17 protein-coding genes are annotated in these 18,699 nt (G+C 34.6%); 8 read left to right on the forward strand and 9 right to left on the reverse strand.

Annotated features, from left to right (window positions below):
- The first annotated feature begins 120 nt into the window (after positions 1-120).
- Complete coding sequence (nagZ, locus tag ACJZU6_RS19355) at positions 121-1,125, forward strand: beta-N-acetylhexosaminidase (RefSeq protein WP_327767108.1); 1,005 nt, start codon at positions 121-123, stop codon at positions 1,123-1,125.
- Positions 1,126-1,180: 55 nt separating this feature from the next.
- Here nagZ and ACJZU6_RS19360 read toward each other — a convergent pair whose 3' ends face one another.
- From ACJZU6_RS19360 to ACJZU6_RS19380, 5 genes are all read right to left on the reverse strand, one after another.
- The gene (locus ACJZU6_RS19360; RefSeq protein ID WP_408901134.1) at positions 1,181-2,743 is read right to left on the reverse strand and encodes an EAL domain-containing protein; all 1,563 of its coding nucleotides are present in this window, start codon (positions 2,741-2,743) and stop codon (positions 1,181-1,183) included.
- Between the two features lie 909 nt (positions 2,744-3,652).
- Positions 3,653-4,132, reverse strand: a complete 480-nt coding sequence (locus ACJZU6_RS19365) for a hypothetical protein (RefSeq protein WP_080156003.1) — start codon at positions 4,130-4,132, stop codon at positions 3,653-3,655.
- 330 nt (positions 4,133-4,462) lie between these two features.
- Positions 4,463-5,479 carry an IS110 family transposase gene (locus ACJZU6_RS19370; protein WP_408901523.1) on the reverse strand — a complete coding sequence of 339 codons (1,017 nt, stop codon included), beginning with the start codon at positions 5,477-5,479 and terminating at the stop codon, positions 4,463-4,465.
- 121 nt (positions 5,480-5,600) lie between these two features.
- Positions 5,601-6,287 (reverse strand): VC0807 family protein, encoded by a 687-nt coding sequence (locus tag ACJZU6_RS19375; RefSeq protein WP_080156004.1) that lies wholly within the window; start codon positions 6,285-6,287, stop codon positions 5,601-5,603.
- A 243-nt stretch (positions 6,288-6,530) separates the two neighbouring features.
- Positions 6,531-7,295: a hypothetical protein gene (locus ACJZU6_RS19380; protein ID WP_080156006.1), complete on the reverse strand. Its 765-nt coding sequence runs from the start codon at positions 7,293-7,295 to the stop codon at positions 6,531-6,533.
- Positions 7,296-7,856: 561 nt separating this feature from the next.
- Here ACJZU6_RS19380 and nagA point away from each other — a divergent pair.
- Positions 7,857-8,990, forward strand: a complete 1,134-nt coding sequence (gene nagA, locus ACJZU6_RS19385) for an N-acetylglucosamine-6-phosphate deacetylase (RefSeq protein WP_107275580.1) — start codon at positions 7,857-7,859, stop codon at positions 8,988-8,990.
- 96 nt (positions 8,991-9,086) lie between these two features.
- Here nagA and ACJZU6_RS19390 read toward each other — a convergent pair whose 3' ends face one another.
- On the reverse strand, positions 9,087-9,500 hold the full coding sequence (locus ACJZU6_RS19390; protein ID WP_080156008.1) for an NADH:ubiquinone oxidoreductase: 414 nt from the start codon (positions 9,498-9,500) through the stop codon (positions 9,087-9,089).
- 880 nt (positions 9,501-10,380) lie between these two features.
- Between ACJZU6_RS19390 and ACJZU6_RS19395 the strand changes: the two genes are divergently transcribed.
- From ACJZU6_RS19395 to ACJZU6_RS19410, 4 genes are all read left to right on the forward strand, one after another.
- Positions 10,381-10,998 carry a hypothetical protein gene (locus tag ACJZU6_RS19395; protein ID WP_327769296.1) on the forward strand — a complete coding sequence of 206 codons (618 nt, stop codon included), beginning with the start codon at positions 10,381-10,383 and terminating at the stop codon, positions 10,996-10,998.
- 229 nt (positions 10,999-11,227) lie between these two features.
- Positions 11,228-12,145 (forward strand): DUF368 domain-containing protein, encoded by a 918-nt coding sequence (locus tag ACJZU6_RS19400; protein ID WP_080156010.1) that lies wholly within the window; start codon positions 11,228-11,230, stop codon positions 12,143-12,145.
- A 180-nt stretch (positions 12,146-12,325) separates the two neighbouring features.
- Positions 12,326-12,919, forward strand: coding sequence for an SCO family protein (locus tag ACJZU6_RS19405; protein ID WP_080156011.1), 594 nt, complete (start codon positions 12,326-12,328; stop codon positions 12,917-12,919).
- A gap of 457 nt (positions 12,920-13,376) precedes the next feature.
- A complete protein-coding gene (locus ACJZU6_RS19410; protein WP_080156012.1) occupies positions 13,377-13,640 on the forward strand; it encodes an Lpp/OprI family alanine-zipper lipoprotein in 264 nt (87 codons plus the stop codon).
- Positions 13,641-13,890: 250 nt separating this feature from the next.
- Here ACJZU6_RS19410 and ACJZU6_RS19415 read toward each other — a convergent pair whose 3' ends face one another.
- The 3 genes from ACJZU6_RS19415 to ACJZU6_RS19425 form a co-directional block, all read right to left on the reverse strand.
- A complete protein-coding gene (locus ACJZU6_RS19415) occupies positions 13,891-14,796 on the reverse strand; it encodes a L,D-transpeptidase family protein (protein ID WP_080156013.1) in 906 nt (301 codons plus the stop codon).
- Between the two features lie 291 nt (positions 14,797-15,087).
- The gene (locus ACJZU6_RS19420; RefSeq protein ID WP_327767114.1) at positions 15,088-16,221 is read right to left on the reverse strand and encodes a fatty acid desaturase; all 1,134 of its coding nucleotides are present in this window, start codon (positions 16,219-16,221) and stop codon (positions 15,088-15,090) included.
- 91 nt (positions 16,222-16,312) lie between these two features.
- On the reverse strand, positions 16,313-16,795 hold the full coding sequence (locus ACJZU6_RS19425; RefSeq protein WP_408901135.1) for a hypothetical protein: 483 nt from the start codon (positions 16,793-16,795) through the stop codon (positions 16,313-16,315).
- 144 nt (positions 16,796-16,939) lie between these two features.
- Between ACJZU6_RS19425 and msrP the strand changes: the two genes are divergently transcribed.
- Both msrP and msrQ read left to right on the forward strand, forming a co-directional pair.
- Positions 16,940-17,953, forward strand: coding sequence for a protein-methionine-sulfoxide reductase catalytic subunit MsrP (gene msrP / locus ACJZU6_RS19430; RefSeq protein ID WP_408901136.1), 1,014 nt, complete (start codon positions 16,940-16,942; stop codon positions 17,951-17,953).
- On the forward strand, positions 17,953-18,624 hold the full coding sequence (gene msrQ / locus ACJZU6_RS19435; protein ID WP_408901137.1) for a protein-methionine-sulfoxide reductase heme-binding subunit MsrQ: 672 nt from the start codon (positions 17,953-17,955) through the stop codon (positions 18,622-18,624). The genes msrP and msrQ overlap by 1 nt, the downstream gene beginning before the upstream one ends.
- Positions 18,625-18,699 lie beyond the last annotated feature (75 nt).

Consider the following 18,699-nt stretch of genomic DNA (forward strand, 5'->3'; position numbering starts at 1 on the left):
GTATCACTGCTTAATTTTCTGTATCAAGAACTAAAAAACACAATAAAATCCAGATTAAAAATTGCGGTTATAGCAAACTATGATAATTTGTTCGTTCTATTTGTTTGCTGGAGTGTCTTGATGGGACCTTTAATGCTTGATGTTTCAAGCTATGAACTTGATGCAGAAGAACGTGAAATTATTCAACACCCTACTGTTGGCGGCATTATTTTCTTTGCTCGCAACTACGATAATCGCGATCAACTTCGAGCACTGATAAAAGATATTCGTAAAACAGCAAAACGCCCTCTTATTATTGGCGTTGATCAAGAAGGTGGACGTGTTCAGCGTTTTAGAGAGCAATTTTCTATACTGCCACCAGCTCGTGCATTTGCAGAATCAGACAATGGTTTAGCACTTGCAACAACCGGAGGATGGCTAATGGCCGCTGAATTACTGGCAATGGATATCGATATCAGCTTTGCGCCAGTATTGGATTTAGGTTTTGATTGTAAAGCCATCGGCAATCGGGCTTTTTCTGATAATCCGGCCGATGTTATTCGTTATGCCTCTGCTTTTATTGATGGTATGGCAACCGCAGGTATGGCAGCGACAGGGAAACATTTCCCAGGCCATGGTGGTGTAATTGCAGATTCACACCTTGAAACTCCATATGACTCACGTGACAACATCAAGCAACACGATATGACTGTATTCACGGATTTAATAAGCAACAATAAGCTTCAAGGGATTATGCCTGCACACGTCGTATTCAATGCTTATGATGAACGACCTGCAAGTGGTTCTGAATATTGGCTAAAACAAGTACTTCGTCGTGATTTAGGTTTTAATGGCGTTATCTTTTCTGATGATTTAAATATGAAAGGTGCTGATGTATTAGGTACCTATGGTGAACGTGCTGTTGCCGCTCAACAATCAGGTTGTGATATGGTTATGTTATGTAATAACCGTGAAGGTGCAATACAAGCATTAGATGGATTACCACAGACTCAAGTTTCTATCTTAAATTCATTATTGAAAAAACCAACACCTGAATTTAATGCATTAATGCAAACTCGTGAATGGAAACAAGCACACCAATCTATTGCACACTTAGTCGATACGTGGAATAACAAAAATAAATAATTGACTAAAATTATCGCACTTTATTCTTCATTTTAATTGGAGAATAAAGTGCCTTTTAATTATTAACTTGATCTTGTTTGTAATAGTCATGAAATTGTTCAAACTTTAATGGTTCTGAGAAATAGTACCCTTGTTGCAAATAGACACCATTATTTAACAAATATTCAGATTGTTCTTTAGTTTCAACACCTTCAGCTATCATTTCCATACCTGACTTTTTACCAAAAGCAATAATTGAATCTAAAACAGACAGTCTATGATCAAACGTACCTATGGTATCAACAAACATTTTATCAATCTTTAAGCTTTGCAATTTCAAATGTTGTATATAACTAAAACTGCCATAGCCTGTACCTGCATCATCTAATTTGACATTGATACCTTGAGCCTTCAAATAATCAATAACAGCCGCTGCTTTATCAAGATCAGTAAATGACATTCTTTCTGTAATTTCAAAAGCAATTAATTTAGGCGAAATTGATGACTTAATAATTAAATCAACAGCTTTACGCATATGCAGTTTATTTTCTAATTGCTCAGGAACAAGATTAATACTGATAATTCCCGAGCTTTTATTCCAATCTAATGAACTTAACTGTGCTAATGTTTTTTCAAGCAAAATATCAGTAATATGTATAATTAATCCGTTGCTTTCAGCATAAGGGATAAATTCATCAGGAGAAATTAATTCTTTTTTGTTAAACCACCATCGAACCAATACTTCACAACCATACATTTTATTATTTTTAACATTAATAATAGGTTGATAATAAGGAATGAATTCTTTACGCCCTATCCCTTTTATGATTAATGAATGTAAAGATAATTGGCGCTTAGCATAAGTGTTAATGACAAAGAAAACGAGCAAACCAATTAGCCCGCCAATAATAAATAATAACGGTTTTAAATCCATAGATATAAGTGATAACAATTGAGGGTCAACATAATTTTTTAATATTAAACTGTTTTTAAAAACTTCTATATTTAAAGCTTGTTTTGATAGAACATTTTCATCATCTTGAGAGTGTAGTGTTTTATTATTATTTGGTATTGAAACTACAGTTAAGATACAGTCATCACAATGCTTATTACGCGTAATCTTTGATATTATTGGTTCAAAATCAATAGAGACTTTACCCTTGGTATCTTCCCATACTAATGAAAGTATTGATTGTTCTTTGTTATTATCAATAGCCCATAACGAGATGTTATCTTGAAGATTTTTAATAAATATAGCTTGAGTGTGATGTTTAGGCTTATCATTAAAACTTGAACAAACAATATTATCATGCGTTTTTATATCAATATTTTTAATATAATATTTATTATATGTTTTTGTTTTTATATATTTACGATCACTTTTACTACAATCAAAATTAATATTATTGACTACATCTGTTATAAGTTCATGATACTCACCAATATTTGTACTGTAGTTATCAACTAATTCACTAGACATAGTGTCTAATTTAGAAGACAATTGTTCTCTCGCAATATAAGGCGATAGCAAGGTGAAGCTTATAGCCATAAATATAATGATGAATATAGCTACTACCATCATAGTACCAGCATAATCCGCTATTAATCGACTTTTAAACCATGATTTTATTTTATACAAGTCACTCATTATATTTATAATGTTACTCTACTTTTAATACTTCCTATTATATTGCAAATATTAACTGATATTATTCTTATCAACAATAATAATATACATACATTTAGAACGGAAAGGAGTGGTTTTATATTAGTTTATTTTATATGACAATGATTATGTATCAAAAATGCATAAAAGTACCATTTGGTACTTTTACCATATCATATTAACGATATTTACCATAAATGTTACTTATATCTTGCGCTATAAACTATCTTTTGAATAGTCGACAGATTTTGAACATTTTTTTCTCTCTTTAAAAATAATATAAAACGCACCAACAATAAACGCTACGGTGAGTATAATTTCCATAATTGACCTTTATATCTGCTAAAACAAAACCAACTGATAATTTCCAGTTCATAAGTCATTGGAATCTGATTATCGCTTGGCTCAAATCCCCCAATAACTTACATGATTGTACTAACAACAGCTTAAATAAGTTATAAAGTTGTGACAATTTACGGTTAAAATTTACGTTCCGCACAACATTTTGCATAAAACTCACGTTATATCTAACGTTATTGAGTATGACAATTCACAACATCATACTTTGCCAAATTTATCGAATTATAAATTCAACACAAACAATATGAACATCAACTCACATTGCATCTATATGCTTAACCTTGTACGTTATTAATGGTGTGCAATAATATTCCCTACCTAAATAATAGTCATAGATTCCAATTTATCTCATTGATCATTAGCGCAATATCTCACATTGGTATAAAACAACTCTTATTAACTATAGTATTGAATACAATGAAAATCTTATTTTTGATAAAATAAGATTTTATCAGGTGAGAATTAATAAGATTAAATTGTTATTTATCATAATGTTAACAAACAACATTCATATTGATTTTATTATTCTTGGCGAATCAATTCTAATCGCTCAACATCAGTGTAAAATGCCACCATTTTTATACGGCTAATTGCGTATTCAAAGCTACTTTTTTGACACATCAAATGCTGCGATGAAGCAATCCAATCTCGAGGATGCTGTACCCTTTTATTATTATATTGCTGCTCTAATTCAGTACAATTTGCATATCGCTGGCAAGCATCATACCGTTCTTCTTTTAGCGCTAACCAATGAGCTTCAAATTGATATAACGCATTATGCAATTCATTCAGATTATCATTTGTAATTTTGCCTTTGAGGGCATTAACTTGTTGTAATTGTAAAGAAATAAAGTCATTAAAATAATCCTTAGTTTGAGGGGCTAAATACGTACCACAATGCTCTCCTTGGCGAATATTGGTACTTTTATTTAATTCAGCAACATCAGCTGATGAACATGCTATAACTAAAAATAATGTACAGAGTAATGAGAATGGCTTCATATTACCCTCCAATAATAAGTATTAACACCAGTATGACTTACTCATTGTTGGACTGCTTTGATTATGCCAAAGTTCTTATAATTAAGATTTTTACATACAAAATGTATGGTCCGCCTCGTTATTGCAAGTGCAAATTTCGATAACGAGGTTGGTTTGCGCTAATGTATTCGGAGTTTAATTGAAGTTAACTTACTTAAACTTCATCTCCACGATAAGCTCCGCGCCAGATAATCCTTAAAAAGCCGAAAGTGTATAATCACTGTTTTTTGTATCAGGTCCTTTATCTGGTGGTTTAACCGTTCTGTTATCTCTCTACACATGCAAATCTGATTAATTTAGTTTTCTAAATGGCAATCCAGTTACCATTACTGACCAAGCGATCCTTGCCAACTTATTAGCTAACGCCACAACTACAACATTAAATGGTTTTCGTTTTAATAATTCTGTTATCCAATCCCCAAAAATAGCTTCAGCTATTTTTGGCCTTGATATCAAAGCTCGTGCTCCATGAATAAATAATGTCCTTAATGACTTATTCCCTCGTTTACTGATACCCAGCAGTGTGGATTTCCCTCCTGTTGAATATTGACGAGGAACTAAGCCTACCCATGCTGCTAAATGTCGTCCATTTTTAAAATCTTTTGGTGATGGTACTTCTGATAAACATGCGCTCGCAATCATCGGTCCAATACCTGGGATAGTTTGTAATAATTCACCCATTTCTGATTCTTTCAAAACTGCTTTTATCTTTTTATCTTGCTCAGCAATCTTTTGATGTAAATATTGATAATGCTCATAAAGAACAGCTAATTCTTGAAGCAAAAGTGGTGGTAAGGTGTGATTTTTATCGGCAAGCCATTGAAATAATTTTCCCATGGCAGCGTGTCCACGAGGAAAATTGATACCAAATTCAAGTAGTAGTGCACCAATGCGACACATCGTTGCTGTTTGTTCTTTAATAAACCCAGAACGGATACGTTGTACTGCAGATAAAATTTGGGATTCTTCAGTTTTGACACTAACAAAACGCATTGAAGGTCTAGCAGAAGCTTCAGCGATAGCATCAGCATCAATGTAGTCATTTTTGTTAGTTTTTACATAGGGTTTAACGTATTGAGGAGGGATTAGTTTGGTGTTATGTCCAAAAGATTGGCACTTTCTTGCTAGCCAGTGAGATCCAGCACAAGATTCCATCGCAACAGTAGTTTTATCAAGTTGAAGCAATATTTTTAATAGTTGAGCACGGTTACATTTTTTGCGATATACCTCACGGCCCGCATAATCGTGCCCAATTAGATGAAGTGAAGTTTTGCCTAAATCAATACCAAGTACTTTAATTAACATGATGGTTCGCCTCTCTAGATACTCACAACTAAAGCCTAGCGGCTTTAGAGAGAGGCGGACCATCTAATTAAGCCAGCAATGTTGTTAGCATTACTGGCTATTATTTGTTTTAACACATTATAATTTATTGTGTTTTAAATATTTGCACTGTTTCAAGCTTAGTCATTTTACGAATTTGACGCCAAACAAAATAGAATATTCCAATCATCATGAGCATTGAAGGAATAGCAATAACGGGGTAACTTAATAACGTCATACGACCAAGTTCTTCATTAAATGCTTCCGTTCCAGCCGGACTTGTTACTATTACTGTTGCTAAAATATAATTCATAACAGAAGAAAAGACGAAGGTACTTGCAAATAAATAATTAGATTGAACTAGGCAACGATCAAAAGCTTGTTGTTGATCATATTCCATTAGCTTTTGCTTAATTAAACCTAAATTTAAAATGCCTTCATTAAATATCATTTTAGTGACAATCGGATATTTCGTAAAAGTTGAACCTAGAACAACAACGCCAATAATACCGGGTATTAATGCTTCTTTCACTGCCAGCCATTGTGTATCAAGCTGTAAAATACCAATACCACCAGTAAGTAAAACACTCACAATACCAAGTATTGCTATAAAGTTGAGTTTCTTATTTTTTAATAATTCATAGCTACCAAATGCTACAGGAAAAGCCAAAGCAACTAATAATGCCCCTACGGAGCCTAAACGATCATCACCACTCATTTTCATTAAAATGATTGATGGAACAACAACGTTAAAAATAATCTCATTTAACGGATTTGCTTTCTTTTCAGCCATAATTCCTAATAATTTCCTTTATTCATAATTATGTCACTTTGAATGGAGCTCAACATAAATACGTTAATTCCGTACAACTCTTCTAAAATTATCGTTGGTATTATAGTAATTTTAGTAAAAGCTATAGAAACTGCTCTTTCTTTGTTTTGATTGTTTCGTTTATTATCATAACTGTAAAGCACAATATCGTTACAAATCATTAAAATATTCTTCAATAAAGCAACGACATTAATTTAGTCATCATCAAAAACTACCATTAACCGCTAAACTAGCCATAACAGCTAAAGTACATGCACACGCTAATATTGCTAACACGGGTTTAGTTTTAGTTAATAATGACATTAACCATAGCCCTGTTGCGGCCACCAAGCATCCCACACCTACCATGCGCCAGATAAATGGCAATAAAATCCCGGATTGGGTTTGTTCAACAAGTGTTGCTAAATCTAGACATGCAACAATAAAGACAATAACACTAATCAATGTACCAAATAATGGTAATCCAACATTCAGAGGATCAACTTTATGCTGTGCTTTGATTAGCATTGAATGTGCTAACAGACTTCCGCCAAAACCAACACTGAAAACCGTTGTGATTATATTGCCAATATGGCCATTACCAGCATTAAAGCTTAAAATATCGACAACATAAGCAATACTCCACAATAGCATGACACCGATAATAAGCTTACGCGATCCATCTTTTCCAATTAGACGATTTTCACACAAACTATAAATTAACGTTAAAGCGACAAACACTAAAACAAACACAACCATATTCGCATTGGTGGCAATGCTACTTGATGGTAATGCCATTAAAGTCGCTTCACGTATTAACAATGAAGCAATCAATAGCCAACTAATGAAAGGTAACACTTTCATTACTCGATCATGTTGTCCAAAACATAATTTACCCGACAGCATTACCCCACCAATAATGATGAACGCCCCTATCGAAAATTGCTCTAACACTTCAGACAATAATATTGACCAATTATTCCACTGCATTTTAGCTCCTAACACAGCTTTACTTAGACATAAGATATTGGTCGATATAACCAACGTCATATATCATAACGTATTTTAGTAAATGGCTATTTTGCCTAATTGTCTGAATGAGTGCAAAAAGCTTTGGTACAAAAGAACAAATTTACTCACTAAAATAAGCACTATAAGTATTTATAAAATCAATCAAAACAGCAGATAACAACAGCCTTATCTATAAAAGCATATAAATTTCAGTTTCCTACCATAAACCTCATTCAGTTACAGGATAAAATTTACTTTTGTATGATCTAAATATAAAAAAAGATAACGATCAGAGAATTTTTAGCATTTAATAGGATAAAAGATTGACGAAGGATGATTGAAACAGGTATCTTATTTTTTATAGTGAAATAAGATTTAACATGCCATAAAAAATCTCATTTCAACCCAATTATTCGGTGCTCTATCTATCATGTGTACATGTATTGCTCTTATTTAAATAAGGCACACTCGATATAGAGTAAAATCACCACTTTGCCTGCTAATTTATCATCAGGCTATAGAATTAAAGTGAGTAATCAGATGTTTGCAATTATTAACACCAACGTATTCGATGGTAAAACTATTCAAGAAAACCAAGCCATCTTTATTGAAAACGATCTTATTTCACGTATTGTTCCAATGTCTGATGTATCAGAAAGTGAATTACCACAAGAAACGTTTGATGCAAAAGGCTTACTCGCATCACCAGGCTTTATTGATGTACAACTAAATGGTTGTGGTGGTGTATTACTTAACACTGCTATCTGTAAAGAAACCCTTGAGACAATGAATCAAGCCAACTTAAAAGGTGGTACTACACAGTTTCTACCTACATTCATTACCAGCGATGCTGAGTCAATGATTGAAGTGCTTGATATGGTTGGAGCAATGGATGATCGCTTACAAAAAGGCGTGTTAGGTTTGCACCTTGAAGGCCCTTTCATCAGCACAGAAAAGAAAGGCGCGCACCGCGAAGAATTTATTCGCGAATTAGACAAAAATACGGCTAAATATCTTGCTGATAATGCAGATAAAATTTGCGTATTAACCGTTGCACCAGAGAATACTTCACAAGAAGTTATCGATATTGTTCGTAATGCAGGTATTACCGTATCATTAGGTCATACTAATGCAACTTACGAGCAAGTTGCAGAGAAGAAAGGTCTAACTATGGCCACTCACCTTTATAATGCAATGACACCACTAGGCTCTCGTGAACCAGGCGTTGTTGGTTACATCTTCGATAAAAAACCACATGCAGGTATTATTGTTGACGGTATTCATGCTTCTTACCCATCAGTACGTATTGCCCACGAAATTTTAGGTGAGCAACTATTTATGGTAACTGATGCCGTTGCTCCAGCGGGCACAGATATGACTGAGTTTGATATGGCCGGCTTACAAGCTTACGTAACTGACGGTAAATGTCATTACAAAGACGGTACAATCGCAGGTTCAGCGGTAACAATGGAACAAGGTCTAAATAACCTTATCGATCACGTTGGCCTTTCTCGTGAAGAAGCATTACGTATGGCTACATTGTACCCAGCAAAAGCAATTAAAGTTGATAACGAATACGGCTTACTAAAAGCTGGCTACAAAGCAAATATCACATTGCTTTCTGATAATAACCAAGTTCAGCACGTTTACCAAATGGGTAAAAAAGCATTCTAATTTAAGTTCATAGCTTAAAGTAATAAAAAAGCAAAAGGCAGCCATTCAATAAATGGCTGCCTTTTTAGTAATGCGTTTTAATTTTGATGATTACATCTACGATGATGTTGTTGGAGTTATCATTGTAACTGTACGCTTTATTGGCGTAGAAAAAACGACCGTGTTACGTTTTTCAGCAACAGACATTTGATATTCTCGCAATTTGAAATAGCCGTAACTCACCACGATAGAGAAGAACAAATAAGACAGTGAAAATACAAAAGGTGAACTAAGCAAATTAGCCTTAACAACCCAGATTACGCCAATCACAGTAATCACTAATTTCGCCATCATCGCCACAAGTAACATAAGTAATGCTAATTGCGGATAACGTGTCGCACGAAAAGCTAACCAATACGCCGTTCCTATCGCGATAGCTGCAATACCAAAGCCTGCCATAAACGAATGGAAATGCTCACCAGATAGTATTCCAGCAACGATAGATAACAAGATAACTAATCCAAATATCATATATCCTCACTTATAATATCCACAAAACATCTCGATGTAGTCTCTAAATGTATTTTCTCACCTAAAGATCAACTTGTATATATGGAGTAAAAGATTCCATTAATGGCACTGTGCGTTTCTCAGTTGCAAAAAATAACCTAAGCAATTGTTATTAAATAATTATAGACGACAAATCAACTGATAAAATACTTAATAACGATAGCGATACTTTATTATAAAAAGACTATTTTCAGTCATTAATACCATAAAAACAATATAAAGCAGTTTTTTCCACACCAAAGAAGCCAGGGATATGCCGATTTACCCACATTTAATCGTGAATATTAGATTAGAGGATTTATTTTTCATCATTAACGAAAAAACCGCTATAAGCATGGATAAACTTATAACGGCTTCAAAAACTAATGAATAACAATGAGCATGAATATACTAATAGCCAATATTATTGCACCCACAGTTAGTAATAATTCAAAGATATGTTTGGCCATATTACACCACGTGTTCAGTTACAACGTAACTTATTGCGGTTAATTAATAGCCTCGACTTCTTATGGTTAAGCGAGGTATTAACCTTTTATTTCTGTAATAATAGTATAATTATGAATACTAAATATTAGCTGAACAACTCACATCTGAATGTTAAATATTATATAGAAATGCACGCATTCGATTAATTTTTATCGTCACTAAAATTGCGACAAAATATACACAATTGTTACTTAAATAACATTTTTAATCATATTGTTATTTATTATCCATCGCAAATCACATTAATAAAATTGCTATTTATAATTATAAATCACATAGTTAAGTTAATATTGGCTGTAATATTATCATTTATATGCACTTACTTTACTTGCTATCTGTTATTTTTTATGTTGTGACGAGTTTGGTAACAAGCTCAACACTGGCTGCCCCCATCAAAACAGTGATTAAATTATCACCAGATCCCATAACACAACATACTGTCGAATTACCTTTAAATGAGTATCATGCTTTAGAAATCTTAGCATTAAAGAAAGTAAGCAGCAGTCAGGTTCCTCGTCCTTATGAGATCCTATCAACTAACGATAAAGTGATGAACGATATCAATCACAACAACATTCGAGATGACTATGAACGACTCTTACTCAGCCAATACCAACGACCTGAATATGTTGCTATGGGTATTTTAGCAGCAGCGCACTGGGACAGGCTCCTCGCAACACTTAATCAAAAAGATCGTATTCTCTCAATTACAGCCCTCAGTTTAATTACAAATAATATTGCTATTAATCAATGCTATTACTCATTACAACAGGTAGATAATACCTTGATATCACCCATATTAAATTATTTTAATACCGACCAGCAGCTAGTCATTAAAGATAAAGCAGAAGAAAAACTATTAGCTATTATAGCCACATCCCCATTCACTATTACCTTTGAACCACAACCTTGTCAGAGATTTACACTCTTGGCCGAGTCGATGTTACAAACTACATTCATCCCACAGTGATTGTGGTTATATATCAATAGGAATGTAAACTTACCGGCTAAATTGACACAAAAACGACACGACAATTAATATGCTGTGTCATCATAATTAATTAAACAATATCCACTATATGTATATTTCTTTTTATATACATAGAAAAATACTATATTTATGATTTAATAGTGGTTTTTAGTAGTTCGCTGTATAATGTTCGACCTAAATTATTCAGCTATCACAGTTACGGAATCCAATGAGTAAAATATCAACCTTTTTAAAAGGCATGGCGATGGGTGCAGCAGATGTTGTCCCTGGCGTGTCAGGCGGTACTATCGCATTCATCACCGGCATTTACGATACGCTGCTTGAAAGTATTCGTCGTATCAATCCAAGCTTAATAAGAATAATCCGCAACGGTGGCATTAAAGCCGCATTTGAGCACGTTAATGGTACCTTCTTAATCTGTTTATTTGGTGGCATATTAACAAGTATCTTTACGTTAGCGAAAGTGATCACTTGGATGCTCCATACTCATCCAATTCCATTATGGTCATTTTTCTTTGGCTTAATTATTATTTCCGTTATCCATATGCTTAAGCAAGTTGAAAAATGGAATATTGGTAGTTTTATAGCCATTATTCTTGGTGTTGTATTTGCCTATGGTATTACCGTACTACACCCTGTAGCGATGGATCCTACGCCATTAAATATCTTTATTGCTGGCGCTATCGCTATCTGTGCAATGATCTTACCAGGTATTTCTGGTAGCTTCATTTTACTCCTGCTTGGTATGTATGCTCCTATTCTTGCGGCTGCAAAATCAGTGGATGTATTCACACTTGGTTTATTTGCTGTTGGTTGCGTTGCTGGTCTGTTGACGTTCTCTCATGTACTGTCATGGATTCTACGCAATTACCGTGATCTTGCCCTAACGCTACTAACAGGCTTAATGATTGGTACTTTAGGTAAGATTTGGCCTTGGAAAGAAGTGCTAACATGGCGTACAAATTCACACGGTGAACAAGTGCCACTACTTGAGCATAACTTATCACCATTTAATTATGAGAATGTAACGGGTCACCCTGCTCTACTTGGTTATGCTATCGCTGCCATGATTTTAGGTCTTGCCGTTGTTTGGGGTCTTGAAAAATATGCTGAACGTAATGACTAATTGCCAGTAGCCTCAAAAAACATTTAAAGAGTAGCCGCCATGGCTACTTTTTTTATTCTTTGAATCTTATCCATGCCGTTACATCACAAAAAATTACTCTGCACCTACCTTTTATAAACATCTCTATTCATAATTCATTTATGCCACATAGATTATCAGGAAACATTTAAGGATGAATGGATGAAATACCAATGGTTAGTTCTTGCTTTGGCTTTAGTTGCTGGACTGTTTGCCCGTTACATGATGGACAGTAACGATCCAGAAGTTGCACGTGAACCCTACTACCCAATGAATTATTTGGAATCAGGTACAGAGGTTATTGATTTATTTGCCCCTGAAGACGAACGTATTCGTTTAGTCTATTTTGGCTACACACAATGTCCAGATATCTGTCCAACCTCGTTAGCTGTATTGTCAGCAGCTCTAAAGGCAATTCCACAACAACAACGAGATAAATTATGGCCTGTTTTTATTAGTCTTGATCCAATGCGTGATTCAGCAGATAAAACAGCTCAATATGCGGCTTATTTTGACCCGACTATTACAGGGGCAACAGGGACAGAACAACAAATTAAATCATTAGCAGACACATACGGCGTACTCTATATTAAAAACGAATTAAATAATTCCGAAATAAAATACGTCATTGATCACAATTCTTATTTTTATTTTTTAAAACCTTCCGGTGAGTTAATTAAAAAACTCCCTCATATGGCTAGTCCTGCTCAATTAATTGCAACGATTCCGATAATAACATCATCAATAACTGAGTAATAAATGAATAAATAGAACTAAGACATAGATCATAATAGTCGACATGATTCATATCTATTATATTTAATACTTAAATGATCTATTTTTTTAATTGCATAATATAAATGGCACTTATTTTTATCACTGCTTTTTTGCTCGTTTTTTAATCTATTATGTTACTTATTTGAGTATTTGCAAAATTTTACATTTCCCTGACTTTAGGTACTATTAAAAACGAGAAATTACTTGTAACTCCTTATATTAAGCGGAGTTATGCTCAAGCCAATTTAAATATAAATGCAAAAAAACGGTTAAATATGTACTTTTTTTATTCAAAAACGCGACAGATATCGGATTTTTTTTTCTTTGCTGAAAAAAATTAATGAGCAATTATAATAAGTTATGCCATAATGAATTTGCCAACTCAAACTTTATTCAACAGTTGTAGTGGCTAAATCAATATGGAGATTATATAAAAATGAAACGTACTGTATCTATCTTAGCTGGTGTTTTACTAAGTGCTTCTCTTGTAGGTTGTTCTAGCTCTGATGAAGTAAGTCAAATGCAGCAACTAACTAACAAAGTTGACACACTGTCTGAGCAAGTTAGTGCGCTACAAGGTCAACAAGACCAAATCGTAGGCGCAGTAAATGATTCTCGTGCAGCATCTGACGCAGCATACCAAGAAGCAATGCGTGCTAATAAGCGTATCGACCACATCGCTGGTTCATACACTAAGTAATCAATACTTAGCTATAAAATATCTAAAGAGATGGCTTATGTCGTCTCTTTTTATTTGTCTATCTTTACAATAATAATTATAAATAACCCTTCTCAATTCCAACCACATTATCTCAAATAAAAATAAAATACAGATCACAATAATATAAAGTTAATACATTATTAATGTGATTATCATATTTTATTTTTCAAATAATATGCAAAAAAAAACGAGATAATATTATCTCGTTTATATAGTAACAACGGGCTTACTATGATTTTAAAATTACAGGAAGACCTGATTGTTTATCCAGTTCTGAATATAGTCGTTTCGTTGCCTTAGTATCACCTTCTACATCTTTCAATAAGACTTCTGGTGCATCAAGACTTTTCTTAACCCCTATCTGAGATTCGCTCTTTGACAGTGGTGAATGTACTTCTACAATTAACTCACCATCAGGATCTCGTGACGTTTTTACGGGTTGATTAATAATTTGAACTTGAGTACCAAGAGCTACATGTGGAAACAGCCACTCAACATCCCAAGGGTTCATACGAATACAGCCGCCACTAACACGCATACCGATACCAAAATCTTTATTGGTACCATGGATAAGGTATTCGCCATGACCGTAGGCCAATCGCATTTTATAATCACCCAATGGGTTATCAGGCCCTGCGGGAACCACAGCCGGAAGAATATCCCCTTTTGCTGCATGCTCTTTACGGATTGAGGCTGGCGGTGTCCATGTTGGGTTTTTTACTTTTTCACTGATGGAAGTAGTCATACTTGGTGTTTCACGACCAACGCGACCAATACCAATAGGAAAAACGTACACAATAGAAGCATCATCTTTTGGAAAATAGTAAAGACGTAATTCAGCAAGATTGACCACGATGCCTTTATGAGCAACATCTGGCAATATAACTTGGGTAGGTATTTGTAATAGCTTTCCTGGCTGTGGTAAAAAAGGATCAATACCTTTATTTGCGGCCATCATTCCAAGAAAACCCACGTTATATTTATTTGCAATATCAGCAAGGCTATCCCCTTGCTTTACTTCGTAATATTCTGCTGTACCAACGATATTACTACCATTGGTTGGTAGCTTATATTCAATTGCATGCGCTGCGGATGAAGCTAAACATGTGAGTGACAAAAGTAATGCGCGGTACACGACAATATCTCCGGTTAAGATCTTACAAACATTCAATCATGGATGTAAAACGCTGTAATTAATTATACATACAATAACTATATTTAATTATTACATGTGTTTTTAAGCTTTACTGCCATACTACTTGATATTATTTTAATCTACTAGTTTATCGGTAACAGTAAATCTACAATAATATTGATCACAACAAACCAAGGAACAGCATGATAGTGTCATTTGATTATAACCTCTCATAAAAAAGAGCTGTTAAATCTTGGTAAGACCTAACAGCTCAATCAGTATTTTTAAATATTAAACAGTATATTGTTGGAGTAAATACTTCCATTCTCGTCGCTGTTGATTTAATTTCTGTCTAATCAATTCATACTGTTGCATAAATTCAAAGTTTTCATAATTATTTGCTAATTTTTTTTGCTTTAAATCTATTAAGCGTTTATTTACTTGGTAATAATCAGAAATTTTACTCATTAAGGATTCATATTCAAATTGTAATTGTTGCAAACGCGCACTGTTATTTGGTAATGATTTCAATTTGTTCTGTAACCGCATAAATTCCATTTTTGTCCGCGTTTTTTCTATCCTATCTGCTGGTGTTACTTTTAAATTTGTTGTCCAGCCAAGCCATGAGCAACTTTTGATCAACCATTTTGTTGGATCAAATTGCCACCAGCAAATGCCGTTGCGGTAATCATTTTCAAAAATATGATGATAATTATGATAGCCCTCACCAAATGTTAGCCATGCAATAATGCCATTATCACGCGCACTATTTCTATCGGTATAAGGTTGAGATCCCCACTTATGAGCCAATGAATTAATAAAAAAGGTCGTATGGTGACTTAATACTAATCGCAAAACACCAACAAACAACAAAGCTCCCCATAAATTACCAAGCAATAACCCAACCACAACAGGCACCCCGATATTCATGATGGCGGCTAATAATAAGTAATACTTGTGTTGCCAGACAACGATAGGATCTTGTTGTAAATCAATACAATTTGAATAATCATGATAACGGCTAGCTTGATATTGTCGTAACATCCAACCGATGTGACTATAGAAAAATCCTTTTTTAGCTGAGTATGGATCTTTGTTATTATTATCTACATAACGATGATGAATTCGATGATCAGCACACCAATGTAGAATACTATTTTGCAAAGCAAATGCGCCGCCAAGAGCAAACATCATTCGCAAAAAACGATTTGCTTGATAACTTTGATGTGCCCATAAACGGTGGTAACCCGCTGTAATTGACATACCACAACAGCAAAAAGCCACGATGGTCATCACGACAAGCGTAAGATCGAGGTTATAAAAATAAAGGTATAGCGGCACACCAATAATCGCGATTAAAAACGTGAGCGTAAATAGAGCTACATTTAACCAAATAATAGGCGGTTTTTGCTGTTGAGGTATCATCCTTGTTCACCTTATTTTCAGCGTACACATGTAAGCCACATTATACCGACCGCTTGAGTGATTCAACTAACCACCACAATTAGCGTTATTACTACGCCAATAATGTGATTCCCACCACATCAAAACGAGCATTTATGCAACGATAACTGGCTTCTGAAGCTTGATAATAACCAGCAGGCATTGATTCTTTTAGCCCTGCGTCTACTAACGTATTATATTCCTCTCGTGTCATGATGACATATTCAAGATGCTCATCAATAATCGTCTTAATATTGTCAATCGTTGCTTCATCATCACGTCCTAAGGTTTTTAAATACCCAGTGAGCACCGATAACGGCATTATCATCTCTCTTACAAGCAATTTCCGTTCCTGAATATGATGCGCCGCAACCGTTCGTTTACCAATATTAAATATCTGTATCCAATCGGGTTTACCTTGCTTTGTCACTAATCCATGTTGGTAGCAATAATATGACTCTAAAAACGTTCGTAAATGACTATACCGCTCGGAATAAACTTCTAAATAAATATGTTGTAATTCAAGATTAGCATTAAAGTTATTGATCTCATTCATATGTATTCCTTTTATTTGCTTTTTTTTGTTTGTTATTTTTCCAAATAATAATAAAAACCAACTATTTTTGAAATTTTTATTATTCGATTACGGTCTATTCAAATAACGATAATTATCATTTTGAATATTACCAATAGGCCGCTTATGCAAATAAAAATACGCCCTCGTTGGGCATTAACGGAAAGCCAAGTCACACCAGAAGATATCTATCATCAACGGCGCTCTATTTTAAAAAAATTAGGGATTGCAGCAGTTGGATTACCATTATCAACCAATGCCCATGCTGGCCTGTTTGATTTTATCTCATCTTCAGAAGAGCCTGCAATTGATCATCGTCGACAATTAGCAGGAACAACTTCGTCATTATCCAATGCAGCATTGTCACTAACACCTGAGGATAAAATTCTTCATTATAATAATTTTTATGAGTTTGGAACTGACAAATCATCGCCAGCGATACGTGCAGAAAAATTCATCACTGATCCATGGAAAGTCACAATTGATGGGATGGTAAATAAACCATTCACACTCGATTATGATGACTTATTTAGCCAGTTTACCTTAGAAGAACGTATCTACCGCTTACGTTGTGTTGAAGCATGGTCAATGAATATTCCATGGATAGGTTTTAGCTTACGCGACATCATTAAAAAAGCCGATCCACAACAACGAGCAAAATACGTCGCCTTTGAAACCTTATACGATCCTAAGCAAATGCCAGGGCAAGCCTCATCACGACTTGGTGGCGGTATTGAATACCCCTACGTAGAAGGCTTACGAATTGATGAAGCCATGCACCCATTGACCATGATCTCAGTCGGATTATATGGCAAAACATTAGCCCCGCAAAATGGGGCTCCTTTACGGCTTGTCGTACCATGGAAGTATGGTTTTAAAAGTATTAAATCAATTGTACATATCCATCTTACCGATAAACAACCACCAACGACTTGGAATCGTTTAGCACCGAGCGAGTACGGCTTTTATGCCAATGTTAATCCTGAGATTGATCACCCACGTTGGAGTCAAGCCAGTGAACGTTTTATCGGTGAAGGTAATGTCTTTAGTAGTCGTCGCCAACCCACATTAATGTTTAACGGCTACGCTGAAGAAGTGGCAGCGTTATACAAAGGTATGGATTTAAAAAGGAACTATTAATGCTCACTCAACATGCTCAAAAGTACCGCCTCACCCCTTCTCGTGTCTTAATGATAAAAGTCACTATCCATACACTGTCTTTATTTTTTATCGTAATACTAATTTACAACACTATTAACGGTGGGTTTGGTGCTGATCCAATCAAGGGCATAGAGCATTTCACTGGTAAAGCAGCATTAAATACATTAATACTGACACTATTGTTATCACCTTTAGCAAAGCAATATAAACAAGGAGGACTGATACGTCTAAGACGATTACTCGGCGTATACAGCTTCTTTTGGGCTGCACTTCATCTTAGTGTCTATCTTACACTGGATCTGAATTTTGATTGGTCTTTATTAGGCAGCGAGATAATAAAACGTCCTTACCTTGCCATTGGTGCTATTAGTTGGATTATCTTATTATTATTAACACTTACCTCTACACAATCGATGCAGCGTCGCTTAGGCAAACATTGGCAACAACTGCATAATTGGGTGTATCTCGCTTTACTATTAAGCCCTATTCACTACTATTGGTCAGTAAAATCAGGATTGATTGAGCCAACAATTTACTTAGGTGTTTGTGCCTTGCTGTTATATTGCCGTCAACAAAAAATCATGAAATGGTTTACCAAAAACACCAATCAATACCAGACTAAATCAGCGGCAAAAAACACCAACCGCTAGATATTCAACTATCAAATCCAAAAGGAGTGTAATGTCCTCCTTTTGGTCTTTTTATTTAATAGATAATAATATCAA

Source organism: Photobacterium piscicola, assembly GCF_046058925.1.
Classification (GTDB): Bacteria; Pseudomonadota; Gammaproteobacteria; order Enterobacterales; family Vibrionaceae; genus Photobacterium; species Photobacterium piscicola.

Coding starts and splice junctions, on each gene's coding strand:
- msrQ (WP_408901137.1), top strand. CDS start 17,953: ATGCTCACTCAACATGCTCAAAAGTACCGCCTCACCCCTTCTCGTGTC.
- nagZ (WP_327767108.1), top strand. CDS start 121: ATGGGACCTTTAATGCTTGATGTTTCAAGCTATGAACTTGATGCAGAA.
- ACJZU6_RS19425 (WP_408901135.1), bottom strand. CDS start 16,795: ATGAATGAGATCAATAACTTTAATGCTAATCTTGAATTACAACATATT.
- ACJZU6_RS19375 (WP_080156004.1), bottom strand. CDS start 6,287: ATGGCTGAAAAGAAAGCAAATCCGTTAAATGAGATTATTTTTAACGTT.
- ACJZU6_RS19410 (WP_080156012.1), top strand. CDS start 13,377: ATGAAACGTACTGTATCTATCTTAGCTGGTGTTTTACTAAGTGCTTCT.
- ACJZU6_RS19380 (WP_080156006.1), bottom strand. CDS start 7,295: ATGCAGTGGAATAATTGGTCAATATTATTGTCTGAAGTGTTAGAGCAA.
- ACJZU6_RS19390 (WP_080156008.1), bottom strand. CDS start 9,500: ATGATATTTGGATTAGTTATCTTGTTATCTATCGTTGCTGGAATACTA.
- nagA (WP_107275580.1), top strand. CDS start 7,857: ATGTTTGCAATTATTAACACCAACGTATTCGATGGTAAAACTATTCAA.
- ACJZU6_RS19420 (WP_327767114.1), bottom strand. CDS start 16,221: ATGATACCTCAACAGCAAAAACCGCCTATTATTTGGTTAAATGTAGCT.
- ACJZU6_RS19400 (WP_080156010.1), top strand. CDS start 11,228: ATGAGTAAAATATCAACCTTTTTAAAAGGCATGGCGATGGGTGCAGCA.
- msrP (WP_408901136.1), top strand. CDS start 16,940: ATGCAAATAAAAATACGCCCTCGTTGGGCATTAACGGAAAGCCAAGTC.
- ACJZU6_RS19365 (WP_080156003.1), bottom strand. CDS start 4,132: ATGAAGCCATTCTCATTACTCTGTACATTATTTTTAGTTATAGCATGT.
- ACJZU6_RS19405 (WP_080156011.1), top strand. CDS start 12,326: ATGAAATACCAATGGTTAGTTCTTGCTTTGGCTTTAGTTGCTGGACTG.